The organism is Micrococcus sp. UYEF5 (genome assembly GCF_040546065.1).
Classification (GTDB): Bacteria; Actinomycetota; Actinomycetes; order Actinomycetales; family Micrococcaceae; genus Micrococcus; species Micrococcus luteus.
The window spans coordinates 25,563-49,490 of the sequence record NZ_JBEPNB010000006.1; the positions used below are offsets into that span (position 1 = coordinate 25,563).

26 protein-coding genes are annotated in these 23,928 nt (G+C 73.4%); 13 read left to right on the forward strand and 13 right to left on the reverse strand.

Annotated elements, in window-relative coordinates; genetic code table 11:
- The first annotated feature begins 44 nt into the window (after positions 1-44).
- Entirely contained in the window at positions 45-755 is a 711-nt protein-coding gene (locus tag ABIB16_RS07285; protein ID WP_231862101.1) for a Tat (twin-arginine translocation) pathway signal sequence, read from the forward strand.
- Positions 752-1,498, forward strand: coding sequence for a hypothetical protein (locus ABIB16_RS07290; RefSeq protein WP_061867568.1), 747 nt, complete (start codon positions 752-754; stop codon positions 1,496-1,498). The genes ABIB16_RS07285 and ABIB16_RS07290 overlap by 4 nt, the downstream gene beginning before the upstream one ends.
- A gap of 63 nt (positions 1,499-1,561) precedes the next feature.
- Here ABIB16_RS07290 and ABIB16_RS07295 read toward each other — a convergent pair whose 3' ends face one another.
- Together ABIB16_RS07295 and ABIB16_RS07300 are read right to left on the reverse strand one after the other, a co-directional pair.
- Positions 1,562-1,942, reverse strand: coding sequence for a YtxH domain-containing protein (locus ABIB16_RS07295; RefSeq protein WP_044658681.1), 381 nt, complete (start codon positions 1,940-1,942; stop codon positions 1,562-1,564).
- 106 nt (positions 1,943-2,048) lie between these two features.
- The gene (locus ABIB16_RS07300; RefSeq protein ID WP_036384100.1) at positions 2,049-2,249 is read right to left on the reverse strand and encodes a P-type ATPase actuator domain-containing protein; all 201 of its coding nucleotides are present in this window, start codon (positions 2,247-2,249) and stop codon (positions 2,049-2,051) included.
- 200 nt (positions 2,250-2,449) lie between these two features.
- Between ABIB16_RS07300 and ABIB16_RS07305 the strand changes: the two genes are divergently transcribed.
- The 5 genes from ABIB16_RS07305 (at position 2,450) to ABIB16_RS07325 (ending at position 5,364) form a co-directional block, all read left to right on the forward strand.
- Positions 2,450-3,268 carry a DUF4397 domain-containing protein gene (locus ABIB16_RS07305; RefSeq protein WP_061867567.1) on the forward strand — a complete coding sequence of 273 codons (819 nt, stop codon included), beginning with the start codon at positions 2,450-2,452 and terminating at the stop codon, positions 3,266-3,268.
- Between the two features lie 307 nt (positions 3,269-3,575).
- A complete protein-coding gene (locus ABIB16_RS07310; RefSeq protein WP_158604212.1) occupies positions 3,576-4,010 on the forward strand; it encodes a class F sortase in 435 nt (144 codons plus the stop codon).
- Between the two features lie 76 nt (positions 4,011-4,086).
- Positions 4,087-4,635, forward strand: a complete 549-nt coding sequence (locus ABIB16_RS07315) for an RNA polymerase sigma factor (protein WP_061867565.1) — start codon at positions 4,087-4,089, stop codon at positions 4,633-4,635.
- Positions 4,622-5,056: a hypothetical protein gene (locus ABIB16_RS07320; RefSeq protein ID WP_061867564.1), complete on the forward strand. Its 435-nt coding sequence runs from the start codon at positions 4,622-4,624 to the stop codon at positions 5,054-5,056. Before ABIB16_RS07315 ends, ABIB16_RS07320 begins: the two co-directional genes overlap by 14 nt.
- Positions 5,053-5,364, forward strand: coding sequence for an anti-sigma factor domain-containing protein (locus tag ABIB16_RS07325; protein WP_152540298.1), 312 nt, complete (start codon positions 5,053-5,055; stop codon positions 5,362-5,364). Before ABIB16_RS07320 ends, ABIB16_RS07325 begins: the two co-directional genes overlap by 4 nt.
- 91 nt (positions 5,365-5,455) lie before the next feature.
- On the opposite strand, the gene purL is transcribed toward ABIB16_RS07325, so the two are convergent.
- From purL to purS, 3 genes are read right to left on the reverse strand one after another with little or no spacing between them, the layout of a single operon-like run.
- A complete protein-coding gene (gene purL / locus ABIB16_RS07330; RefSeq protein WP_230260706.1) occupies positions 5,456-7,762 on the reverse strand; it encodes a phosphoribosylformylglycinamidine synthase subunit PurL in 2,307 nt (768 codons plus the stop codon).
- The gene (gene purQ, locus ABIB16_RS07335) at positions 7,759-8,553 is read right to left on the reverse strand and encodes a phosphoribosylformylglycinamidine synthase subunit PurQ (RefSeq protein WP_222958866.1); all 795 of its coding nucleotides are present in this window, start codon (positions 8,551-8,553) and stop codon (positions 7,759-7,761) included. Before purQ ends, purL begins: the two co-directional genes overlap by 4 nt.
- Positions 8,550-8,816 carry a phosphoribosylformylglycinamidine synthase subunit PurS gene (gene purS, locus ABIB16_RS07340; RefSeq protein ID WP_002856633.1) on the reverse strand — a complete coding sequence of 89 codons (267 nt, stop codon included), beginning with the start codon at positions 8,814-8,816 and terminating at the stop codon, positions 8,550-8,552. The genes purQ and purS overlap by 4 nt, the downstream gene beginning before the upstream one ends.
- 176 nt (positions 8,817-8,992) lie before the next feature.
- Between purS and ABIB16_RS07345 the strand changes: the two genes are divergently transcribed.
- Positions 8,993-9,157: a hypothetical protein gene (locus ABIB16_RS07345; RefSeq protein ID WP_155643109.1), complete on the forward strand. Its 165-nt coding sequence runs from the start codon at positions 8,993-8,995 to the stop codon at positions 9,155-9,157.
- Positions 9,154-9,600, forward strand: a complete 447-nt coding sequence (locus ABIB16_RS07350; RefSeq protein ID WP_049148014.1) for a YchJ family protein — start codon at positions 9,154-9,156, stop codon at positions 9,598-9,600. The genes ABIB16_RS07345 and ABIB16_RS07350 overlap by 4 nt, the downstream gene beginning before the upstream one ends.
- Positions 9,601-9,633: 33 nt before the next feature.
- Here ABIB16_RS07350 and ABIB16_RS07355 read toward each other — a convergent pair whose 3' ends face one another.
- From ABIB16_RS07355 to ABIB16_RS07365, 3 genes are all read right to left on the reverse strand, one after another.
- Positions 9,634-9,789 carry a hypothetical protein gene (locus ABIB16_RS07355; protein ID WP_010079551.1) on the reverse strand — a complete coding sequence of 52 codons (156 nt, stop codon included), beginning with the start codon at positions 9,787-9,789 and terminating at the stop codon, positions 9,634-9,636.
- Positions 9,790-9,875: 86 nt separating this feature from the next.
- Positions 9,876-10,079, reverse strand: a complete 204-nt coding sequence (locus tag ABIB16_RS07360) for a helix-turn-helix transcriptional regulator (RefSeq protein WP_002856639.1) — start codon at positions 10,077-10,079, stop codon at positions 9,876-9,878.
- A 3-nt stretch (positions 10,080-10,082) separates the two neighbouring features.
- The gene (locus ABIB16_RS07365) at positions 10,083-10,589 is read right to left on the reverse strand and encodes a hypothetical protein (protein ID WP_020621444.1); all 507 of its coding nucleotides are present in this window, start codon (positions 10,587-10,589) and stop codon (positions 10,083-10,085) included.
- A gap of 615 nt (positions 10,590-11,204) precedes the next feature.
- On the opposite strand from ABIB16_RS07365, the gene ABIB16_RS07370 reads away from it, so the two are divergent.
- Positions 11,205-11,567, forward strand: a complete 363-nt coding sequence (locus ABIB16_RS07370; protein ID WP_020621445.1) for a VOC family protein — start codon at positions 11,205-11,207, stop codon at positions 11,565-11,567.
- 221 nt (positions 11,568-11,788) lie between these two features.
- On the opposite strand, the gene ABIB16_RS07375 is transcribed toward ABIB16_RS07370, so the two are convergent.
- The 3 genes from ABIB16_RS07375 to ABIB16_RS07385 form a co-directional block, all read right to left on the reverse strand.
- The gene (locus tag ABIB16_RS07375; protein WP_044658687.1) at positions 11,789-12,781 is read right to left on the reverse strand and encodes a GNAT family N-acetyltransferase; all 993 of its coding nucleotides are present in this window, start codon (positions 12,779-12,781) and stop codon (positions 11,789-11,791) included.
- A 203-nt stretch (positions 12,782-12,984) separates the two neighbouring features.
- Entirely contained in the window at positions 12,985-14,856 is a 1,872-nt protein-coding gene (locus ABIB16_RS07380; RefSeq protein ID WP_061867560.1) for an alpha/beta hydrolase, read from the reverse strand.
- Positions 14,857-14,951: 95 nt separating this feature from the next.
- Complete coding sequence (locus ABIB16_RS07385) at positions 14,952-16,022, reverse strand: hypothetical protein (RefSeq protein WP_061867559.1); 1,071 nt, start codon at positions 16,020-16,022, stop codon at positions 14,952-14,954.
- Between the two features lie 266 nt (positions 16,023-16,288).
- Between ABIB16_RS07385 and ABIB16_RS07390 the strand changes: the two genes are divergently transcribed.
- The gene (locus ABIB16_RS07390; RefSeq protein ID WP_061873247.1) at positions 16,289-19,273 is read left to right on the forward strand and encodes a S8 family serine peptidase; all 2,985 of its coding nucleotides are present in this window, start codon (positions 16,289-16,291) and stop codon (positions 19,271-19,273) included.
- A 126-nt stretch (positions 19,274-19,399) separates the two neighbouring features.
- Here ABIB16_RS07390 and ABIB16_RS07395 read toward each other — a convergent pair whose 3' ends face one another.
- Positions 19,400-20,686: an aspartate kinase gene (locus ABIB16_RS07395; RefSeq protein WP_126860144.1), complete on the reverse strand. Its 1,287-nt coding sequence runs from the start codon at positions 20,684-20,686 to the stop codon at positions 19,400-19,402.
- A 228-nt stretch (positions 20,687-20,914) separates the two neighbouring features.
- Here ABIB16_RS07395 and ABIB16_RS07400 point away from each other — a divergent pair, with 228 nt between their 5' ends.
- On the forward strand, positions 20,915-21,928 hold the full coding sequence (locus ABIB16_RS07400) for an ABC transporter ATP-binding protein (RefSeq protein ID WP_061873249.1): 1,014 nt from the start codon (positions 20,915-20,917) through the stop codon (positions 21,926-21,928).
- On the forward strand, positions 21,925-23,181 hold the full coding sequence (locus tag ABIB16_RS07405; RefSeq protein WP_061867555.1) for an ABC transporter permease: 1,257 nt from the start codon (positions 21,925-21,927) through the stop codon (positions 23,179-23,181). Before ABIB16_RS07400 ends, ABIB16_RS07405 begins: the two co-directional genes overlap by 4 nt.
- A gap of 43 nt (positions 23,182-23,224) precedes the next feature.
- On the opposite strand, the gene recR is transcribed toward ABIB16_RS07405, so the two are convergent.
- Positions 23,225-23,824: a recombination mediator RecR gene (gene recR / locus ABIB16_RS07410; RefSeq protein WP_002856659.1), complete on the reverse strand. Its 600-nt coding sequence runs from the start codon at positions 23,822-23,824 to the stop codon at positions 23,225-23,227.
- Positions 23,825-23,928 lie beyond the last annotated feature (104 nt).

Genomic DNA, 23,928 nt, shown 5'->3' on the forward strand with positions numbered 1-23,928 from the left:
CCGCGGCGCCCTGCCTCGGCCGGCAGCAGCCCCAGGAGGAGAACATGCAGCGCAGACGTGCCGTCCGCGCGGCCGGGCTCGGCGTCGTGGGCGCCCTGGCCCTGGCCGGGTGCGCATCCGAGCCGCAGTCGGCGGGGGAGGCCTGGCATCAGGCCCGCACCCAGTTGGACGAGGCCGAGACCGTCCGACTCGAGACCGCCTACACCACCGGCCGTCAGGGCCCGCAGTCGGTCCGCTGGGACATCGCCGGCCGGCTCGACGGCGGCGACGCCGAGTCGAAAGGCGTCATGCAGGTCGGCCGCGACTCGCACATCACCATGGAGTCCCGCCAGGTCGGCGAGGACGTCTTCGTGCGGGTCGACGTGGACGGGTCCGACGTCCCGGACGACGTCCAGATGATGTACTCCGACCCACAGTGGCGCCGGGCCTCGGCCGGCGAGGGGCAGGAGCCGCCCCTGAAGTCCCTCCTCGACCAGGTGGGCCTCCCCGCGGCGGACGCCCTCGACGGCGCCCAGGTGCGCGCCGAGGAGGTCGACTGGGACGGCGGCACGGCCTACCGCTACGCCGTGCCCGAGGAGGTCGCCGACGCCGCAATGGTCGAGGGCGACGCCACCCGGGTGCACTCCTTCACGGTGGACGACGACGGCGAGCTGGTCGCGCTCACCGTCGACGACGGCCGGGCCACCCAGCAGTACGCCCTGAGCGACTGGAACCAGATCGAGCCGGCCGAGGCGCCGGAGGAGGTGGCCGAGTGAGGCAGCGCCAGACCCAGACCCGCCGCACCCGACGCGGCCTGTCCCTCGCCGCCCTCGGGGCGGCCGCCCTGCTGCTGACCGGCTGCGCCTCGGGCGACGACGCCCCCGGCGCCTGGGACCGTGCCCGCACCCAGCTCGAGGAGGCCGACTCCGTCCGCATGGTCACCGAGCTGCGGTCCGAGGCCCCGAGCAACGGGCGCGCGGTCCCGGACTCGGTGGACATCTCCGGTCCCGTGGACGGCTCGTCCATGCGGTACGTGTCCGTGTACCAGGACGACGGCCTGATCACCCGGGACGAGTCCCGGATCGTGGACGGCACCGCGTACTCCCGGTTCACGGTGGAGCGCGCCGGCACGAGCGGTGAGGACCGCCCCGCCTATGCGGAGCGCTGGACCGCCACCCCGTACGAGAGCGATCCCAGCGCCACCGGCATGGGCGCGATGGTGAGCTCGCTGCTGGGCTCCCTGCCGGAGTCGGGCGGCCTGGACGACGTCGAGGCGGACGCGGACGGCATCCGCCGCAGCGGTCAGGATGCGATCCGCTACGTGCTGGACGAGCCCGTCTCGGGCCCGCAGGAGGGCGTGGAGCTGACCGCGTTCACGGTGTCCAAGGAGGACGGCCGCCTGCTCACCGTGGAGACCGAGTCCGCCGGCACGAAGGCCGTGGTGACCCTCTCCGAGATGGGCGGGGTGGATCCGGTGCAGGCCCCGCCGGCCGACGAGGTCCTGAAGCAGGACGGCTGACCCGGCCCACGGCGACGGCGGCCCGCCTCCCCTCGGGGAGGCGGGCCGCCGTGTCTGCGCGGGTCAGCGCGTCAGCGGACCCTCGTCACCCAGCGGGGTGGACGGGTCCGAGATGGTGTCCGGCTCGGCACCGTGGCGGGCCGCCGAGGTGATGTTGTCGTTGTTGGACTCGGTCACGCGATCTTCGCGGACGTCGTTCTTCTTGTCGTTGCCCTGCATGGCATCCTCCACCTTCGTCGTGGCCTTCTGCACCGGATCGGACTTCTTCACCTCAGCGAACTTCTGCTGGGCGGTCTCCTGGACCTGGCCGACCTTCTCCTGGGTCTTGGGGTCGTTCCAGAGCTTCTGGGCGTTCTGGGTCATCTTCTCGAGGTTCTTGCGGCCCTCGGCGGAGCCGAGCAGGTAGCCGAGTGCGGCGCCGAGGCCCAGGGTGATGAGGCGCATGGGTGGTCTCCTTCATGTGTCGGGACCGCGCCGACCCTCTTGGACGGGCCGGGCGGCGCGCTGGCGCGCTGTCCTGGGATCACTCTGGTCATCGGAGCCCGCCGCGTCAACGACTGAGGCGCACGGCCACGACGATGGCGAGCACCACTCCCGTGCCCGCGACGACGGCCGAGCCCGAGAGCACGGCGTCTCCCGCGTGCGTCGGGACGGGGTCGTTCTCGCCGGTGAGGAGGGCCTCTTCCCGGTCGAGCCCCTCGACGGCGCCCAGGCCGCGGGGCGGGGAGGCTCGCGGGAGGGGTGTGTACACGATGAATCTACGGTGCGGACCTTCTTCAATTCTGACGAGCCCCCGAAACACGACGAGCCCCACTGCGCAGGGCTCGTGGTCGGAGGGGGAGGAAAGTCTTCTGCAACGGATCGGTCGCGGCGTCGGTAGTCCTGGTGTGAGCGCATTCGGCGCCTCGCCCCGCCTGCCCCGCAGGACCCTCGACGAACAGGAACGACACCATGCGCACGTCCCTCCCGGCCGCCGTCACCGCCGCCATCGGCATCGCCGTCCTCGCCCCCCTGTCCGCCGCCGCCATGGACGCCCCGTCCGGCGCCGAGCTCTCCGTGCTGCACGCCGTGCCCGAGACCCCCGTGGACGTCTACGTGAACGGTGCCCTCACCCTGGACAACTTCGAGCCCGGCGACCTCGCCGGTCCCCTGGAGCTCGCCGCCGGCGACTACGAGGTCGCCATCACCGCCGCGGACGCCATGGATGACTCCGCCCCGATCCTCGGTCCCGTCACCCTCACCCTCGCCGACGGCGGCGACTACACCGCCGCCGCCCACCTCGACGCCGCCGGCACGCCCACGGTGACCGCGTTCGAGAACGACACGAGCGCCGTCGCCGCCGGCGAGGGCCGCCTCACCGTGCGTCACATCGCCGCCGCCCCGGCCGTGGACGTCTGGGCCGGCGAGGACGTCGTCGTGCCCGGCCTGGAGAACCCGGACGAGGCCTCCCTCGAGGTGCCCGCCGGCACCGTCTCCGCCGCCGTGTCCGTGGCCGGCACCACCGACCCCGTGATTGGCCCCGCCGACGTCGAGGTCAAGGACGGCGTCACCACGATCGCCTACGCCTGGGGCTCCGCCGCCGACGGCACCCTCGCGCTGGCCACCCAGGAGGTCGCCGCCGACCACAGCGCGCCGGGCTCCGTCCCCGCGGGCATCGACGTCGCCCCCGCCCAGGACTCCACCGGGATGCTGGCCGCCGTCGGCGCCGGTGCGGCCGCCCTGGTCGCCGGCGCCGTCCTCATGGCCCGCCGCCGGGCGGCCCGTGCGTGATGAGGCCTGCGGGCGGGGTCCCTCCCGCCCGGAGATGGGGACCGTCGGCCGTGTGCCGGCGGTCCTCGCCCTCGCCGCCGTCGTCCTCACCGGCTGCGCGCCGTCGGCGGCGGTCTCCTCCCTCCCGTCCGAGCAGGGGCGAGGCTCCGTCGTCGCGATGACGCCGGGTCCCGCGGCGGGGACGGGAACCCCACCGGCCGCAACCCCCTCCGCGGCTCCGGTCGTCCCCGGGCGGACGCCGTCGTCGGGGATCGCCGTCCGGCGCGCCACCCAGAGCCCATCGGACGACGCCAGGATCCCCGTGCGCGTGGACTATCCGGCCATCGGGGCCACGCTGAGCGTGGTCTCGGTCGGGGTCACGGAGGACGGGGCGATGGAGTTGCCCGACGACAGCTCCGTCGGCGGCTGGTACCGCCACGGCTCGGCCCCCGGGGATCCTGAGGGGACGGCGGTGATCGCCTCCCATTCGGGTTCACCGCGCAATCCCGTGGGGGCCCTCTACGGGCTGCGGCAGGCCGCGGTCGGCGACGAGGTCACCGTCACGGATGCGGCGGGGACCGCCCGGCGCTATCGGGTGGCCTCCACCCAGAGTCTGGGGAAGGGCGAGCTGGACCTGTCCCCGTACTTCCGCCGGGACGGCGCCGCCGAGCTCGTCCTCATCACCTGCGGCGGCGAATGGCTGCCGGACGAGCGGGACTACACGGAGAACATCGTGACCATCGCCACTCCCGTCGAGGGCTGACCGGTAGCCTGTCGGAAGGTCTGGCCTGAATCGGGCCGCGCCGCGCCGACGCAGCACACCGCGGGAGAGGAGTCCCATGTTTGAGGACGACGGGCTCGACCGCCGCTTCGCCGCGGGGGAGGCCGTCGCCGTGCGCGAGGCGTACGAGCGCCACGGTCGCCTGGTCTTCTCCCTGTGTCTCGCCGCGCTGCGCAGCCGGGAGGACGCCGAGGACGCCGCCCAGCAGGTGTTCACGCGGGCGTGGCGCTCGCGGGACACCTACGATCCCGCCCGGCCGCTCGGCGGGTGGCTGACGGGCATCACCCGTCGCGTCATCGCCGACATGTTCGCCGGCCGTGCTCGTGAGGCGCGGAAGATGGAGGCGGAGGTCGTCCACCTCCCCCGCGCCGAGGGCGCGGAGGACGCGGTCAGCGACACCGTGGTGGCCGCCGTCGTCGTGCATGACGCCCTCGCCCTGTTGGGTCCGCCCCAGGACGAGGTGCTGCGCCTCGCCTTCCTGGAGGACCTGGCGCACCAGCAGATCGCCGAGCGCCTCGACATGCCGCTCGGCACCGTACGTTCCCACATCCATCGCGGCCTGGCCGCACTGAGAAGACGTCTGGAGGCCGCCGATGCCCGAGCGTGAGCATCCCCGCGGCCGACAGTCCGCGGAGGAGATCTCCGACCTCGCCGTCCGGCTGCACGAGCGCGTGCGCGACGGCGGCCCGCTCGCCGTGCCCGCCGACGTCGCGGCGTCGCTCCATCCGGAGGACGCGGCCGAGCTGGAGGCCATCCTGCGTGTGCTGGCCGCCCTCGACGGCCCCGCCCCGGACCTGGCCGACCCACCGCCGCACCTGTGGGGGCGGATCGCCGCTGAGCTGGGACCCGAGACGGAGGCCGTGGCTCACGACGGGCTATTGCAGGGGGAGGCCACGGGCGAGGATGTCGCGCCCGACGGCGTCGCGACCGTCCGTCCGATCGGCTCGGGTCCGTCCGCCGCCCGCGGCCGCTGGTGGCCGGTCGCCGCGGCGACGACCTCATCGGCACCGCCGTCATGGCGTCCGTGACCACCGACGGATCGCCGGCCCGCGCGGAGATGACGCGTGCCGCCGACGGGGAGATGCACCTGGCCGTGCATGTGCCCCAGGTGCCCGCCCCCGAGGACGGCTACCTGGAGGTCTGGATCCGCGACGAGGCCGCCAGCCGCATGATCTCGCTGGGCACGGTGACCCGCCAGGACACGACACTGACCGTCCCGGAGGGCGTCGACCTGGCGTCCTACCCCGTGCTGGACGTCTCGCATGAGCACTTCGACGGCGACCCGTCCCACTCGACGCTCTCCCTGTGGGTCGGTGAGATGCACCGGACCACCTGACGAGCCCTGAGATACGACGAGCCCTGCGCAGTGGGGCCTATCGGTACTGGATAGGCACCACTGCGCAGGGCTCGTCGCTTCTGTCCCAGGCTCAGCCGAAGTGCTTCGGCAGGGTGGCCTCCCAGGCCTCGCGCAGCTCCGCGATCGGCAGGGTGAAGGCGTCCTGGACCTCGAGGGCCGCGGAGTCGGCGTCCACCACGCCGATGCGCACGGCCGCGTAGCCGCGGGCCGTGGTCATGTCCGTGAACCGGACCTCCTCGGTGCGGGGCACGGCCACGACGGCGCGCGCCTGCGTCTCGGAGAACAGTGCGGTGAACAGGTCCACGCCGTCGCGGCGCAGCACCTCGTCCAGCACCACGCGGGCGCCCACGCCGAAGCGCAGCACCATCTCGGACAGGGTGGCCGCGAGGCCGCCGCCGGAGACGTCGTGGGCGGCGTCGATCATGCCGTCCCGGGACATGTTGACCAGCAGCTCGCCGAGCAGGCGCTCCTTCTTCAGGTCGACCTTCGGGGGCAGGCCGCCGAGGTGGCCGCGCAGGCGCGCGAACTCGGAGCCGTCCAGCTCGTCCGCGGTCTCGCCGAGCAGGTAGATCGCCTGGCCGTCGGCATCCGGGGCGAAGCCGGACGGGGTGCGGCGCAGGACGTCGTCGAGCTGGCCGAGCACCGCCACCGTGGGGGTGGGGTGGATCGGGGTGCTGCCCGTCTGGTTGTACAGGGACACGTTGCCGCCGGTCACCGGGATGCCGAGGGTCTGGCAGCCGTCCGCCAGGCCGCGCACGGCCTCCGCGAACTGCCACATCACGTCCGGGTCCTCGGGGGAGCCGAAGTTCAGGCAGTCGGAGACGGCCAGGGGCACGGCCCCGGCGGTGGTGACGTTGCGGTACGCCTCGGCCAGGGAGGCCTGCGCGCCCGTGTACGGGTCCAGGTAGGTGAACCGGTCGTTGCAGTCCGTGGCCAGGGCCACGCCCATGCCGGTCTCCTCGTCCACGCGCACCACACCCGCGTCGTCCGGGGCCGCCAGGGCGGTGTTGCCGCGGACGTAGCGGTCGTACTGGCGGGTGATCCAGGAGGTGTCCGCCAGGTTCGGGGAGCTCATCAGCTCCACGACGGCGGCGCGCAGCTCCTCGCCCGTGGCGGGCAGGTCCTGACCGGCCTCGGAGGAGCGGAACGTGTCCGCCTGGAGCTCGTCCTGCCAGGCCGGACGCGCGTACGGGCGCTCGTAGACCGGGCCGTCGTGGGCCACGGTGCGCGGGTCCACGTCGACGATGACCTCGCCGTCCCAGGTGATGATCAGGCGGCCGTCACCGGTGACCTCGCCCAGCCAGGAGTACTCGACGTCCCACTTGGCCATGACGGCCTCGAACGCGGCGACGTTCTCCGGCGTCACCACGGCCATCATGCGCTCCTGCGACTCGGACATGAGGATCTCGCCCGGGGTCAGCGTGGAGTCGCGCAGCAGCACGTCCGTCAGCTCCACGCGCATGCCGCCCTCGCCGTTGGAGGCGAGCTCGGAGGTGGCGCAGGAGATGCCGGCGGCGCCGAGGTCCTGGATGCCCTCCACGAGGGAGTCGCGGAACAGCTCGAGGCAGCACTCGATGAGCACCTTCTCGGAGAAGGGGTCGCCGACCTGCACCGAGGGGCGCTTGGCGGGCTTGCCGTCGCCGTCGAAGGACTCGGAGGCCAGCACGGAGGCGCCGCCGATGCCGTCACCGCCGGTGCGGGCACCGAACAGGACCACCTTGTTGCCCACGCCGGAGGCGTTGGCCAGGCGCAGGTCCTCGTGCTTGAGCACGCCCACGGCGAGGGCGTTGACGAGCGGGTTGCCCTGGTAGACCGGGTCGAAGCGGGTCTCGCCGCCGATGTTCGGCAGGCCCAGGGAGTTGCCGTAGCCGCCGATGCCGGCCACCACGCCGTGGAACACGCGGGCGGTGTCCGGGTGGTCGATCGCGCCGAAGCGCAGCGGGTCCATCACGGCCACCGGGCGGGCGCCCATGGAGATGATGTCGCGCACGATGCCGCCGATGCCCGTGGCCGCGCCCTGGTAGGGCTCCACGTAGGAGGGCGAGTTGTGGGACTCGACCTTGAACGTCACGGCCCAGCCGTCACCGAGGTCGGTCACGCCGGCGTTCTCGCCGATGCCCACCATCATGTGCTGCTTCATCTCGTCGGTGAGCTTCTCGCCGAACTGGCGCAGGTGCACCTTCGAGGACTTGTACGAGCAGTGCTCGGACCACATGACCGAGTACATGGCCAGCTCGGCCGCGGTGGGGCGGCGGCCGAGGATCTTCTTGATCTCGGCGTACTCGTTCTCCTTCAGGCCCAGCTCGGCCCAGGGCTGCTCGACGTCCGGCGTCGCCTGCGCGTCCGCGACCGTCTCGATGTTGAACTGCTGGCTCATGCATGGCCTCCACGGCTGGCGAGGGTGGTCAGGACGGAGGTGAAGAAGCCGAGGCCGTCCACGCCGGAGCGGGGGCCGGCGGCGGTGTCCGGGCCGAAGCCCGTCTCCACGGCGTGCTCCGGGTGCGGCATCAGGCCGACGACGTTGCCGGCCGGGTTCGCGATGCCCGCGATGTCCCGGCGCGAGCCGTTCGGGTTCCAGCCCTGATAGCGGAACACCACGCGGCCCTCGGCCTCGAGGGCGTCGAGGGTCGTCTCGTCCGCCACGTACTGGCCGTCCTGGTTCTTCAGGGGCACGGTGATGGTCTGACCCTGCTCGAAGTCGCGGGTCCACACGGTGTCCGCGCTCTCCACGACCAGCTCCTGGTCGCGGCAGATGAAGTGCAGGTGGTCGTTCTTGACCATCGAGCCCGGCAGCAGGTGCGACTCGGTGAGGATCTGGAAGCCGTTGCAGATGCCGAGCACCGGCAGGCCGTCCGCGTCGCCCTCGGGGCCGCCGGCCGCCGTCGCCACCGCGTCCATCATGGGGGCGAAGCGCGCGATCGCGCCGGCGCGCAGGTAGTCGCCGTAGGAGAAGCCGCCCGGGATCACGACGGCGTCCACGCCGGCGAGCGTCCGCTGCGGGTCCGCGTCGGCGTGCCACAGGGAGACGGGCTCGGCGCCGGCGAGGCGGACGGCGCGCAGCGCGTCCACGTCGTCCAGGGTGCCGGGGAAGGTGATGACGCCGATGCGCGCGCCGCTGAGCGGCGTCGTCGGCGTCGAGTAGTCGCCGATGAGGGGGAGCTCGGTCATCGGGCGCCCTCGGCCTCGTCCAGGACGGCCACGTTCACGACGTCCTCGATGACGGGGTTGGACAGCATCTCCTCGGCGGCCGTGCGCGCCTGGGCGAGGATCTCGTCGGTGACCTCGCCCTCCACGGTGAGCTCGAAGCGCTTGCCCTGGCGGACCTGGCTGAACTCGGTGAAGCCGAGGCGGGGCAGGGCCCCGTTGATCGCCTTGCCCTGCGGATCGAGGATCTCGGGCTTGGGCATGACGTCGACGACGATGATGGGCATGAACACGCTCCTGGGTGCGGGACGATGCCGCGGAGCAGGACGGTGTAGATGCCGTCTCACGCCCGGCCCGGGGCGCTCCGCGTGCTTGCCCGTCCAGTCTACTCGGCCGCCTGGACGCGGGATCGTGGGTGTGATGGGGGCGGCACGCGGCAGCCGGCCCGGCGTAGCCTGGCGGCATGAGACCTCAGCAGACCCGTGTGTCCCCGCTCGGCCGACGTCGGCCGATCAGCCCGCTCGGCCCCGCGCTGCTCGCCGCGGCGGCCGGCGTCGTGCTGACGGGAGTGCGCCGCATCACGGCCCGGTCCGCCCGGCGTCGCGCGACCGGGCGCCCGCGCCGGTGAGCCGTCCCGAGCCCTGCCCCTGCGGGTCCGGAGCCGGGCTCGCGGCGTGCTGCGGTCGCCTGCACGCGCGTTTCGCCCAGGACGGCGCCCTGACCGCGCCCACCGCCGAGGCGCTCATGCGCTCCCGGTACACGGCGTTCGCGCGGCTGGGCGAGGCCGGGACGGCAGAGGCGCGGGCGATGGCCGACTATCTCGCCGCGACCTGGGTTCCCGAGCACCGGCCCACCGCGGCCGAGCTGCTGCCGACCGAGGGGGAACAGGCGCCGCGGTTCACCCGCCTGGCGGTGCTGGACGTGCGGGACGGCGGGCCGTTCCAGGACGCCGGGACCGTGGAGTTCGTGGCCGTCGGCACGGGGGCCGAGGGGCGGTTCCGACTCCATGAGGTCAGCCGGTTCCGCCGTGAGGACGGGATCTGGCGCTACGTTAACGGTGACGTGCGCTGAGGCCGGGGCGGCGCGTCGGCCGGCGGTGACGCGTCAGAAGGCGGAGAAGATCCCGGCGCCCACGCTGAGGACCAGGCCCAGGATGGCGATCCACGCCACCAGGGTGACGATCGGGCGGGGGCGACGCGGGGCGTCGTCGTGCCAGTCCACGCCCTCCAGCTCCGGAGGGGTGCGCAGCTCTCGATCCATGACCCCAGCCTCTCATGCCCCACGCCGCCCCGGGCCCAACGCGGGTTGACTTGTCACGGGTGCTGGGCGCCCGGACCCGCGACAACTCAACCCGCGTTGCCGTCCGGGGTGAACAGGTCCTCGATCCGCCGCCCGAACACGGCCGCCAGGCGGAAGGCGAGCGGGAGCGAGGGGTCGTAGCGGCCCTTCTCGAGAGAGATGACGGTCTGCCGGGAGACGCCGAGCTCGTCGGCGAGCCGCTGCTGCGACCAGCCGAGGCGGGCACGCTCGTCGGGGATGGTGTTCTCCACGGCTCAGCCCCGGCGCTTCTGGAGCGCGTAGCGGACGGCCACCGAGGCGCCCGCGAAGAGGAGCAGCCCGGCGCCCACGAGGGGGAGGCTGGGCTGCCACCCCGCCAGGGCGACGACGAACGTGCCCAGGCCCAGCACCACGAGCAGGTCGCCGAACGCGCCGGACTGCGCCTTCTCGAGCCACCGGCCTTCGATGGTCTCCTCGGTGTCCCGGACGGCGCCGCGCAGGGTGGTGCGGTCCACGAGGAACAGCCAGGCGAGGGCTGCGCCGACCGGGAGCGCCGACGCCGCCATGACCGCGCCCGTGACCGCCGGGAAGCGGGGACCGGCGTCGCCCTGGCTCGAGGCCAGACCGTAGGACGCGGCCCCGATCAGCAGGGCGATGACGACGCCGGCCACGAGGCTGACGAGGATCAGTCGCCCGGACCCGCCGCCCAGACGGGCGGAGCGGCCCCAGCGGGGGCGGCGGTCGCGGGCGAGGTCGGTGGTGGTGTGCGGCGTGGTGGCCATGGCGGTCCCTCCGGGGCGGGGCCGGGGTTTGTCCCCGTCGTGTGAAGCAAGCTTGACAGTAAAGAGAGTTTGACGTCAAGTCTGCTTGACGGTGGCCCGACAGGGCGGCGGCGGAGCTGGGCCTCGCCGTGGACGCCTCCACCGCCGCCCACGATGCTGGCCGCATGGCCTTCGAGGTGCACCCGCTCACCGCCGACCGCTTCGACGACTTCGCGCACGTCGTCAACCCGAACCGCCGCGCCACGCACTGCTGGTGCCTGTCCCCCCGGCTCTCAGCGCCGCAGAGGCACGCGCCCGGCGACCCCCGCGAGGACACCATGCGGGCGCTCGCTGCGGGGGAGCCTGCGCCCGGCGTCGTCGGTACTCGGACGGCGAGCCCGTCGCGTGGTGCAGCATCAGCCCGCGCAGCGCGATCCCGCGGCTCGTGATGCGACACATCCGCGGGTGACCCGGCCCTCCGCCGTCCGTCCGCCCGTCCGGCCAACGCGGGTTGACTTGTCGCGGGTCTGGGCGGTGAATACCCGTGACAAGTCAACCCGCCTTGCCCGGGGTGCCGCGCCCTTGGCTCGCGTGGAGTCGTCCCCGCCCGCCCCGGCCCGTTCCTGAGGAGCCGCCATGTCCCTCCGTCTCTCTCACACCACGTGGGACGCGCTGGACCCCCACGCCATCGCCGAGTTCTGGCGCGCGCTGCTCGGCTGGGAGGTCGACGAGCCTCACCTCTACCGCCCGGGGTCGGACGAGTGCTCACTCGTCGGCCCTGACGGGCAGGTCGTCCTCTTCTTCCGCGTCCCGGACGCCAAGCGCGTGAAGAACCGCGCCCACATGGACCTGCGCGCGGCCGCCGGCTCGACGCGCGACGCCGAGATCGAGCGGGCGCTCGCCCTCGGCGCCGCGATGGTCGACGACCGCCGCGTCGACCTCGGCTGGGCCGTCCTCGCCGACCCCGAGGGCAACGAGTTCTGCATCCTCGACGGCTGAGCCGACCCCACGACGGCCCGGCGTCTCCGCGGGGGAGTCGCCGGGCCGTCGGGGCGGACCGGGTACCGGGTGCCCGGGCCGTCCGCGGCGGCGGTGGTGTGGCGGGAGTGGTTCGTGGTCATGGGGCCCTCCTGTGGTCGATGCCCTGGGCCGGTGGCCCGGCCCGCCTCGGAGGCTCTGTGGGGGCCGTCCGACCGGACGTTGTGAAGCAAGCTTGACAGTCAAGTGACCTTGTCGTCAAGGGAGCTTGACGCCGGGGCCCGCGCGAACTCCTCCCACGTCGTGGGCGGGGTCAGCCCGAGCCAGGCAGGCTCGAGACGGAACCCGAGGGCCGCGTTCATCCGCAGGGACGCCGCGTTGGACTCGGCGCCGCCGGTTCCCCACTCGCGCCCACCGCGGGCATGGGTCGCCAGGACGGTCGCCGCCTTGACGGCCTTCGCCACGCCACGGTTCTCGTGCTCGGCCGCGACCGCGGTGCGGTCGACCTCCCACCGGGCAGGGGAGCGGAACGTCAGGGTGAATCCGATGAGCACGCCTCCCTCGAAGGCCCCCACGGCGAGCCCCTCTGGGGTGGACAGTCGGGCCTCGAGGTCGTCCGGCAGCGGCTCGTGACGGGAGCCGTCGGTGTGCGGGAATCGGGGAGCCGCTTCCTCGTCGAGGGCGCGCAGGGCAGGCAGGTCGACGGCGGTCAGTCTCCGCACCTCGATTCCCCGCGCTTCGGCCGCCGCGATGTGGCCACGGTAGGGCGCCAGGTCGGCGTCGTCGTCGAGGTGGAGGCGCGCGCCCCAGGAGCGGGATCGCACGCTCCACCCGGCGTCGAGCAGCGCAGCGGCCTCGGCCGAGTCTTCGCGGTGCACGCGGGCGTCCGCCCGTGGGTCGGTCACGGGGGTGAGCATCGAGCACGGGATGTGCCCGGAGGCGGCCCCGCCCGGATAGACGTGCGGGAACTCGGCCGAGTGGGGATCGGAGGGGTCTCCCGGCTCGCGCCGCACCCGCAGGCCGGCCCCCGCCAGTTCGTCCTCGTCCAGGCCGCAGACGAACGCGTCCGGCCGGTCCGGGTAGATCGCCGCGCCGACGACTCCTACCTGGGCGGCGTCGTCGGAGGCGTGGAGGAAGCCGACGTCGTCGATCGAGGCGCCGCGCGTCGACGCCGTGTAGCGGCCGGTGCGACGCGCGGCGGCCCAGTCCTCCGGGAGGGTGATGTGCAGGATCATGGCGCGAGGCTATCGGCCTCGGCGTCGACGCCACCCCTCCGGCTGCCCATCGCGGGTTGAGTTATCGGGGGTGTGGGGCGGCGGCACCCGCGACAACCCAACCAGCGTTGCAGGGCCGCCCCGGGCGCGACGACGGCCCGGCGTCTCCGCGGGGGAGTCGCCGGGCCGTCGGGGGCGAGCCGGGTGCCGGGGTGCCCGGGCCGTCAGTCCTCCAGGAAGGCCTCGACGTCCGGGGTCACCGCGCGGGAGTCGATCAGCTGACGCTCGATCGCGTCGTGGGTGATCCGGTTGGCCTCGCGCACGGCGTCGGTGCGCATCGAGATCTTGATGTCGCCCTTGTGCGTCGGGGTCCCGGCCACCTGGACCGGCTGGGTCTCGAGCGGCAGCGGGACGGCGTCGCACAGCGACTTCTCGGCCGGCTGGGCGCCGGTCAGGAAGTAGTCACGGATGGGCGCGTCCACGCACTCGGTGCGGTACGGGAACAGGCCGTGGGTGCCCTCGTTGTCCACGGAGATCAGGGACGTGTTGCGCAGCACGCCGGCGGCGCGGTGGCCGCCCTCGTACGGGGTCGCCGCGTCCAGCTCGGACTGCACGATCACGGTGTTCGGGGCGCCCTTGCCACCGGGCTGGGCGGGCATGGAGGTCTGGGCGGGCCAGTACATGCACTCCGACGGGCCCATCAGCACACCGATCCACGGGGCCTTGCGGCCGAGGTCGTCCACCCACGAGGTCCAGTATCCCTGCGAGGTGTTCCACTGGCCGTCCTGGCAGCGGATCGCCGAGAACGCGCCCTCGAAGGTGACGGCGTCACCGGCCTGGGTGGCGGCGACGAGCTGCTCGCGCTCGCCCACGGTCTCCAGGCCGCGGGCGGCGAAGCGGTCGAAGGAGTCGCGCTCCTCGGCCGGCAGCGACGCACGGGCCTCGGCCAGGATGCGCTCGATCTGGGTGCGCTGCCCCGCGGGGTCCGTGGCCGCGGCCTCGGACTCCATGATGCGGATGTAGGCGGCGATGACGGACCCGGCGTCGAGGTACTGGGACGTGTCGTACATGGCCGGCAGCAGGAACGAGCCGGCGACGATCATGCCGAGCTGGGTGCGGGTGCCGCCCACGTCCTCCCAGCGCTGCCGGATCTGCATCGGGTCGTCCCCGAGGCCGAAGATCTCGTCGTGCCGGGCCACGTAGGGGAGCATCGCGTCCTGGAACTGGCGGTCGCGGGAGCGCGGCTGCAGGTCCCAGGTGGTCTGGAGCCCGTCGCGGGAGATGTCGACGGCGGAGTCCAGCAGGAACCGGTGCGCGTGCTGGGGGAAGACGCGCTGGTACCAGCTGCCCAGCCACGTGCCGTACGAGTAGCCGATGTAGGAGGTCTTCTCCTCGCCCAGGACGGCGCGGATGAAGTCCATGTCGTACACGGTCTGCTCGGTGGTGATGTACGGGGTGAGCTCGTTCTCGAGGCAGGCGTCGACCTGGGCCTTCGTGTCCTGCCACACGTCGTGCTCGGGGTTCGGCGTGTAGGTGCACTCCAGGGCGGTGGACTGGCCCACGCCGCGGGGGTCGAAGCCGATGAAGTCGTACTGTTCCGCGAGCTCCGGGGCGCGCTCGGCCATGGCGGGGCCCCAGGGCAGGCCGGAGCCGCCCGGGCCGCCGGGGTTGACCAGCGCGATGCCCTGGCGGTCGGGGTTGCCCTTCGAGGTCTCGGTCTTGGCCACGCGCAGGGTGATGGTGTGGCCGTCCTCGGGGTTCTTCCAGTCCCGCGGCACCGTGACGTCGGAGCACGCGGTGCCGGGGATCGCGTTGAACCGGGCGTTGAGGCTCTCGCTGCCGAAGTCGCAGGCCTCCCAGTCCAGCGTCTGGCCCACGAGGTGCGGCGCGAGCGCGGCGGCGTCGTTGACCTTGTTGCCGCGCGTGGCGGAGAGGTCGTTGGAGCGGGCCTGGCCCTGCGATGCGGACCCGTTGCCGTTGCCGTTGCCGGTGCCCGGCGCGGAGAGCGCGGGGGCGGCGGCCGCGACGGCGAGCGAGACGGCCGCGACGGCGGCGGCGAGCGTGGTGCGGCGGCGAGCTGGAACGGTTCTGGTCACGTCAGGTCCTCGAGTCGTTCGGCGCGGAGAGGGCCGGGGCGGTCACCGGATGACGCGAGTGATGCGCCTCACAGCCTGTAGAGCGGCCATCCTAATCATGGACGTGCGCTGGAAGTCCACTCGGCGTCCGGCCCGGTCCCAGGGGCCGCCCCCACGGCCTCGTCCAGCACCGCCAGCAGCCGCACCCGCAGCGCCTGCCCCCGCTCGGCGAACTCGCGCTGCCGCCGCGCGTACTCGGCACGCCCGGTCGGCTCCTCGATCCGCACGGCCGCGTAGCCGCCGCACCCGTCGGAGAGGTCGTCCACCCCGGTCAGGTCGTACGGCGAGGCCTCCATGTCCAGCCGGCGGATGTCCCACGCGAGGTCGAAGCAGTCCGCGAGCAGGCCCGAGGCGACCACCGGCACCAGCTTGTACGCCCACTTGTACAGGTCCATCCCCGCGTGCAGGCAGCCGGGCTGTTCCATCTCCCGCATCCCGGCGCGCGTGGGCAGGACGCCGTCGTCGCCCTCGTTGCGGTCGCGGGCCTCGGGCGCGAAGAACCGGAACGCGTCGAAGTGCGTGCACCGGATCCGCGAGCCCTCCACCACCGCGTCCGTCCCCTCGGCCCCGAGCCGCAGCGGCAGCTGGGAGTGCCGCACCCCGTGCACGTCCGAGCGGTACGCCATCGCCCACTCGTGCAGCCCGAAGCAGCCCAGGCGCGGCGCCCGCTCCGCCGTGCGCGCGAGCAGTTCCCGGGTGAACGCCACCCCCGACGCGCGGTCGGCCAGCACCGCCGCCACGTCCACCAGCCAGCCGCCCACCGGGTGGCCGTCGACGACGGCGCCCGGCACCTCACCGGCCTCGACGCGCCGGTAGTGCTTCCATTCGGCCCGCGGGGTCGTGCCCAGCTCGGCCGCCTCGGCGCGAGCCGCGGCGCCGTCGTCGTCCGCGAGGAGGACCCCCGGCCCGGGGTGCCAGCGCTGCAGCGCGGCGGGGGAGTGCGTGTAGTAGCCGAAGAGGAAGTCCTGCACCGGGTGCTTCTCGCCGCGCATTCGCAGGGCCACCAGCGGGTCCGTGCGTCGGGCGATGCGCTCGCGGTGCGCCCGCGCGTGGGCCCGCCACACGTCGGCGGGCAGGGCGACGACGGCGGTCGGCGGGGGCGCGGGGGCGGTGCGTGGCTCGGGCATGGCCCCACCATCCTCCCCCGTGGCGCTCCTCGGGAGCGAGCGGGTCCGCGACGCCGACGCGGGGAGCGCACTCCGGCGGCCCCAATTCGACGGTCCTGGACGTTGCCTGGCAAAGATCTGGTCAAACGCCCTACCGGACGGTAGATTGCACATGTCTCGCTGTGGTGCCCATCACATGGGCGCCGATCTCCCCGTCCCCCGGCGTCATCCCCGCCGGCGTGCCACGGGTGAGAGCTGGGCGGACCTTGATGAGAAAGGCGGAGGCAATGCCTCAGAACCCCACCCCTGCCCGGCGCCGTCGGGCCCTGGCCGCGGCCGTCGCCGGCGCGAGCCTCGTGGCCGCTCCCGCGCTCGCGGTGTCGGCCACCGCCGTCGAACTGCCCGACGGCAGCACCGTCTCCAGCCCGCAGGGCGAGGTGCAGGTCCAGCAGCAGTTCGAGGACGGCCGCTACTTCGTGGTCCTGAAGGACCAGCCGTCGGTGACCGCCCCCGAGGCCGGCGCCGTTCCGGGCGCCGCCCCGAAGGCGAAGTTCGACCCCTCGCACCCGCGCGTGAAGAACTACGAGGCCAAGCTCCAGCGCCAGCAGGCGAAGGTCGCGAAGACCCACGGCGCCAAGGCCGAGATCTCCTTCCAGCGCGCCGTGAACGCGTTCGTCGCCGAGCTGACCGCCGAGGAGGCCCAGGCGATCGCGAAGGACCCGGCCGTGCTCGGCGTCGCACCGGACGAGCAGGTGGCCCCGGACTACAGCTCCACCGAATTCCTCGGCCTGCCCGGCAAGAAGGGCACCTGGAAGTCCGTGTACGGCAAGGCCGAGAACGCGGGCAAGGGCGTGGTGGTCGGCGTCATCGACTCCGGCATCCACCCGGACAACCCGTTCATCGACGGTCAGCCCGTCCAGCCGCTCAAGGGCAAGGCCAAGGTCGGCGTGCCGTACCGCACCGCGGACGGCCAGATCGCCGTGCTCAAGGCGGACGGCACCACCGCCACGGCCGAGTGCGAGACCGGCCCGGACTTCCCGGCGTCGTCGTGCGACTCCAAGCTGATCGGCGCCTACGCCTTCTCCGACGACTTCGAGCGCTTCGTCCCGGTGGACGAGCGGGCCCCGGAGGAGCGCATCTCCCCGCTGGGCGTGTTCTCCCACGGCACCCACGTGGCCACCACCATCCTCGGCAACACCGGGGTGGAGCAGACCATCGACGACGACTCCTTCGGCGAGGGCGCGGGCGTGGCCCCGGCCGCCCACCTGATCTCCTACAAGATCTGCTGGGAGGACACCGACCCGAACACCGGCGGCTGCTACACCTCCGCCTCCGTGGCCGCCGTCGAGCAGGCCATCGAGAACAACGTGGACGTGCTGAACTACTCGATCTCCGGCTCCAACACCTCGATCGTGGACCCGGTGGCCATGGCCTTCAAGTCCGCCGCCGAGGCCGGCATCTTCGTGGCCGCCTCCGGCGGCAACTCCGGCCCCGGCCCGAACACCGTGAACCACGGCTCCCCGTGGCTGACCACCGTGGCCGCGGAGACGTTCTCCAACGAGCTCACCGCCACCGTGCAGTTCTCCGACGGCACGCAGCTCCGGGGCGCCTCCTCGGCCCGCACCGGCGTGGGCCCGGCCGAGGTCATCCACGCGTCCGAGGTCGCCGCCGGCGACGCCGAGGCCGCGCGTCTCTGCCTGCCCGGCGGGCTCACCGAGGAGGCCGCCGGCAAGATCGTGCTCTGCGAGCGCGGCGGGAACGCCCGCACCGAGAAGTCGCAGGTGGTGGAGGAGGCCGGCGGCGTCGGCATGATCCTCGTGAACACCCCGTCCGGCTCGCTGGACGCGGACATCCACGCGGTGCCGACCGTGCACATGAACGACAACGGCGTGATCGAGAAGGTGAAGTCCTCCGACCTCACCGCCACGATCGTCCCGGGCGACACCACCGGCCTGCCGGAGGACCCGCTGCCCCAGATCGCCGGCTTCTCCTCCCGCGGCCCGGCCAACGCCGTGAACCAGGAGCTCCTGAAGCCCGACCTCGCCGCCCCCGGTGTGAACGTGATCGCCGGCGTCTCCCCGCTGGACCCCGACTACCACGGCAACACGTTCGGCCTGATGTCCGGCACGTCCATGGCCTCGCCGAACCTGGCCGGCATGGCCACGCTGCTGATCGGCAAGTACCCGGCCTGGTCCCCGATGGCCGTGAAGTCCGCCCTCATGACCACCGCCGGCGACGTGTACAACGCCGACGGCACCGTGAACACGGACAACTTCGCCACGGGTGCCGGCTCCGCCGATCCGGCCGCCGCCGCCCGTCCGGGCCTGGTCTACGACTCCGGCAAGGAGCAGTGGGACGCGCTGCTGCGCGGCGACATCGCCGGCCGTGACGTGAACGTCCCGTCCCTGGCGATCCCCGACGTCGTCGGCTCGGCCACCGTGACCCGCACCGTGACCGCCCTGGAGAACGGCCGCTGGCGGTTCTCTGCGAACGTGCCCGGCTTCGAGGTGACCGCCTCCCCGGCCGTGCTGGACCTGAAGGCCGGCCAGTCCGCCGACGTCGAGCTGACCGTCACCCGCACCGACGCCGCCGTGAACACCTGGACCCACGGCTCCATGTCCTGGACCACCGCCAAGGGCAAGGCCGTCCCGGAGGTGACCTCCCCGGTCACCGTGAAGGCGAAGTCCGCGACCGTCACCTCCGCCGTCGAGGGCTCCGGCGCCACCGGCTCCGCCGACGTGGAGATCACCCCCGGCGTGACCGGTGAGCTGACCCCGCAGGTCCTGGGCCTGGGCAAGGTGGACTCCACCGTGGCCGCCGCCACCGCGAGCAACTCGCTCGAGTCCAGCGCACTGGCCGTGTCCACGGTGACCGTGGAGGAGGGCACCCAGTCCCTGGTGGCCTCGATCAACGCGGGCGCCGCCGGCGCCGACTGGGACCTGTACGTGATCACCCCCGAGGGCAAGCAGCTCTCCCGGGCGACCGCGGACGAGTCCGAGACGCTGACGATCGCCGACCCCGCCCCGGGCGCCTACACCGTGGTCGGCCACCTGTACGCGGCCAACGGCGGCAAGGACACCGGCACCCTCGAGACGCTCAAGCTGCGCGAGGACGCGGGCAACCTCACGGTCTCCCCGAACCCGGTGCCCGTGACCTCGGGCAAGGCCACCGAGGCGACCCTCTCCTGGTCCGGCCTGACCTCGGGCACCTGGAAGGGCCTCGTCACCTGGGACGCGGGCATCACGACCGACGTGACCGTCCAGGTCCCGTGACCGCCGACCCCCTCCGTCCTCGCTGACGGAACGGGAGGAACCGCCCGCACGACGCCGGCCCCGCACCTTCACGCTGAAGGTGCGGGGCCGGCGTCGTTGGTGGGTGGGGCAGCGGCGGGTGCGGCGTCAGCGGCCGGTGCCGCCGTAGACCGTGGCCTCCTCCTCGGCGTCGAGGCCGAAGGCGGCGTGCACGGCGCGGACGGCGTCGTCGAGCTTGCTCTCGGCGGTGACCACGGAGATGCGGATCTCCGAGGTGGAGATGAGGTCCACGTTCACGCCGGCGTCGGCGAGGGCCTTGAAGAAGGTGGCGGAGACGCCCGGGTTGGAGCGCATGCCCGCGCCGATCAGCGAGAGCTTGCCGATCTCCGGGTCCGAGACGATGTCCTGGAAGCCGATCCGGTCCTGGGCGGCGCGCAGGGCGGCCATGGCGTCCTTGCCCTCCACGATCGGCAGGGTGAAGGAGATGTCCGTGCGACCCGAGCCCTCGCGGGAGATGTTCTGCACGATCATGTCGATGTTCACGTTGGACACGGCGATCACGCGGAAGATCTCGGCGGCCTTGCCGGGCACGTCGGGGACGCCGACGATCGTGACCTTGCCCTCGGAGCGGTCGTGGGCGACGCCGGAGACGATGGGCTGTTCCATGGGAGCGCCTTCCTGAAGGGTGATGGTGTCGTTCGGGTCGGGCATGATCCAGGTGCCCTCATGGTCGGAGAAGGAGGAGCGCACGTGCAGCGGCACGCCGAAGCGGCGCGCGTACTCCACGGAGCGCAGGTGCAGCACCTTGGATCCGGAGGCCGCCATCTCGAGGGTCTCCTCGGAGGAGAGCTCGGTGAGCTTGCGGGCGGTCGGCACGACGCGCGGGTCGGCCGAGTAGACGCCGTCCACGTCCGTGTAGATCTCGCACACGTCCGCGCCGAGCGCGGCGGCGAGGGCGACGGCCGTGGTGTCCGAGCCGCCGCGGCCCATGGTGGTGATGTCCTTGGACTCGGGGCTCATGCCCTGGAACCCGGCCACGATGGCCACGCGGCCGGCGTCGAGGGCCTCCTGCACGCGGTGGGGGTTGACCTTGACGATCCGGGCCCGGCCGTACGAGGTGTCCGTCAGCATGCCGGCCTGGGAGCCGGTGTAGGAGCGGGCCTCGACGCCCTCGGCGTGGATCGCCATCGCCAGCAGGGACATGGAGATGCGCTCGCCGGCCGAGAGCAGGATGTCCATCTCGCGCGCGGGCGCGTCCTGCGTGAGCTCGGCGGCGAGGTCGAGCAGCTCGTCCGTGGTGTCGCCCATGGCCGAGACCACGACGCACACGCGGTTCCCGGCCCGGACCGTGTTCGCGACGCGGCGGGCCACGCGCTGGATGCCGGCGGCGTCGGCCACGGAGGAGCCGCCGAACTTCTGGACGATGAGACTCATGGGTCGCTCCGGACGGGGTCGAGGGTCGGTTCGGGCCAAGTCTAGGGGCGCGCACCCGCGCGGGTCCGCCAGGTGAACCCCTGTTCCGGATGCTGGACCCGGCGCCCGCGGCCGGCCATGACGACGGCGCCCGCGGCCCCGCCTGCGACCCCGGTCGGGCTGGGATCGGCGCCGGGATCATCCCCCGGGTGGATCCGCGTCCGTGCACGGCGCGGCAAGGATGGGGCCATGACCGCTCCAGCACCCCCGCCCGCCTCACCCGTCCTGGGGGTGGCCGCCCACGACGGGATCGTGGCCCACGGCCTCGCCCGCTCGTTCGGCGCCGTCCATGCGGTGCGGGACGTCTCCCTCACCGTGCCCACCGGCTCCGTGACGGCCCTCGTCGGCCCGAACGGCTCGGGCAAGACCACGCTCCTGCTGATCCTGGCCACCCTGCTGCGCCCGGACGCCGGCGCCGTGTCCGTGGCCGGGGTGGACGCGGTGCGCGAGCCCGTCGAGGCCCGGCGGCGGCTCGGCTGGATGCCCGACACCCTGGGTGTGTGGGAGGAGCTGACCTGCCACGACATCCTCGCCAGCCTGGGCCGGCTCTACGGCATGGGGAAGGCGGAGGCGTCGGCACGCGCGGACGAGCAGCTCGCGTGGGTCGAGCTCACGGAGTTCGCCCACCGGCCCGCCCGCGTGCTCTCCCGCGGCCAGCAGCAGCGCCTGTCCCTGGCTCGGGCCACCGTGCACCGGCCCTCCGTCCTGCTCCTGGACGAACCCGCCAACGGCCTCGACCCGGCCGCCCGCATCCGGCTGCGGGACGACCTGCGCGCCATGGCCGCAGCCGGCACCGCCGTGCTCGTCTCCTCCCACGTGCTCGCCGAGCTCGAGGAGATGTCCGACCGCGCCGTGTTCCTCCATGAGGGCGCCACGGTGGCCACCCAGGAGTTCCGCGCCGCCGACGACCTCGCCCGCCCCTACCGGATCGCCGGACCCGATCCGACGGCCCGGGACACCCTCGTCCGCGCCCTCGAGACCCGCGGCCTGACCGTCACCGCGGCCACCGGCGCCGGCGCGGGCCAGCGTCGGGACGGCGTCGTGGTGCAGCTGCGGGGCGAGGCCGCCGCGGCCGCGCTGCTCGCGGACCTCGTGCGCGAGGGTGTGCTCGTCAGCCACTTCGCCCCGGAGGGCTCCCGCCTCGAGAACGCCTACCTGGGCCTCCATCTGGAGGGCCCCCGCACCGAAGGAGACCGGCCGTGAGCACCGCCGTCGCGACCTCGATCCACGACCGCCGCCCGCCGCAGCCGCAGCCGGGGGGACGCCTCGGCGCGGCCCAGGCCGTGGCCACCGTGGTGGGCATGGAACTGCGTCAGCGGCTGCGCTCGCGCGGCTGGTACGTGCTGTTGGGCGTCTTCTTCGTGGTGGTGGGGGCGGTGACCCTCGGCGCCCTCGGGCTGCGAAGCCTGGGCATGACGGAGATGGAGGCGTCCGGCCTGGAGCCGGAGCTGGCGGAGCAGCAGATGCGCGCCCTGGGGCGGACGCTCTTCGACGGCGTCCTGCTCTTCGTCCTCACCCTCTCGCTGCTGGTCTCGCCCGCCCTGGCGGCCAACGCGATCTCGGGCGACCGTGCCGGCGGCACCCTGGCCATCACCCAGGTCACCCTGCTGCGGACCGGGCACCTGATGGCGGGCAAGTGGCTGGCCGCGTGGATCGCCTCCGCCGCGTTCCTCGCGGCCGCGCTGCCGTGGCTCGCGGTCGCGGCCGTGGTGGGGCGCGTGTCCCCGTGGGCCGTGCTGGTGGGGCTCGTGATGATCCTCGTGGAGTTCGGCATGATCGCGGGGATCGGCGTCGCCGTGTCGGCGATCACCGGGCGCACGCTGTTCGCCGTCGTGGTGACGTACCTGATCGTGGCGGCGCTGACGATCGGCACCCTGGTGGCCTTCGGGCTGTCCCTGCAGTTCCTGCAGACCGAGGTGCGGGCCAACGACGCCGAGTACGGCTCCATGACGGCGGAGCCGTTCACCGAGGCGGAGCTCGAGAAGATGACCCCGGAGGAGGAGGAGCAGGCCTGGGCCGAGTGGGAGGCGACGCACCCGGAGCTGTACGACGGGATCGCCGACCGGTGCGTCGGCCCGGTGACCACCCGGACGATCCCCGACCCGCGGCGCAGCGGATGGCTGCTCGCGGCGAACCCCTACGCCGTCCTCGCGGATGCCTCCCCCTGGGAGGGCGGGCTCCTCGAGAACGGGACCCGGGCGGATCCCGGGCCGCTCAACCTGCTGTCCGTGGGCCTGCGCTGGACCCAGCGCGACCCCGTCCGGGACGTCGAGTGCCTCGACGGCGAGCTGCGCGGTCTCGACAGCACCGGCGTGCCGGACCGGCAGGGCACCTGGCCGGTGTGGCCGCTCGGTCTGGCGATGCAGGGTGTGCTGGTGGCCGGGCTGGGCTGGTGGGGGCACCGTCGCCTGGACACCCCGGCCGGGCGGCTGCCCGCCGGCACGCGCGTGGCCTGAGCCGGGCCGGCGTCGGGCGGGACCTGCTCGACGCCGGCCGGTGTCAGCCGCTGATCAGGCGGCGGCCCTCGAAGGCACGGCCGAGGGTGACCTCGTCCGCGTACTCGAGGTCCCCGCCGACGGGCAGACCGGAGGCCAGACGCGTGACGCGGATGCCCGTGGCGCCGAGGAGCCGGCCGAGGTAGGTGGCCGTGGCCTCGCCCTCGAGGTTGGGATCCGTGGCGAGGATGACCTCCTGCACGGCCTCGTCCTGCAGCCGGGTGAGCAGCTCGCGGACGTGCAGCTGCTCGGGGCCGATGCCGGCGATCGGATTGATGGCGCCGCCGAGCACGTGGTAGCGGCCCTGGAAGGCGCGGGTGCGCTCCATGGCCATGACGTCCTGCGACTCCTCGACCACGCAGATCTGGGAGCGGTCCCGGCGCTCATCCCGGCAGAGCGAGCACACCTCGTCCTCGGACACGTTGAAGCAGACCGAGCACAGCCGCACCCTGTCCTTGACCGTGCGGATGGCGTCCGCCAGCCGCAGCATGTCCTCCCGGTCCGCCTCCAGCATGTGGAAGGCGATGCGCTGGGCGGACTTCGGCCCGATGCCCGGCAGGCGGCCGAGCTCGTCGATCAGGTCCTGCACCGCGCCCTGGTACATCCGTCTCCCTCGTCCGATGGTGCGTCTCGTGGTCCGTGCGCCCCGACGCGGCGCCGTGGTCCGGCGCCGCGTCCATCATGCCCGCGGCCCCGGACGGCGTACGG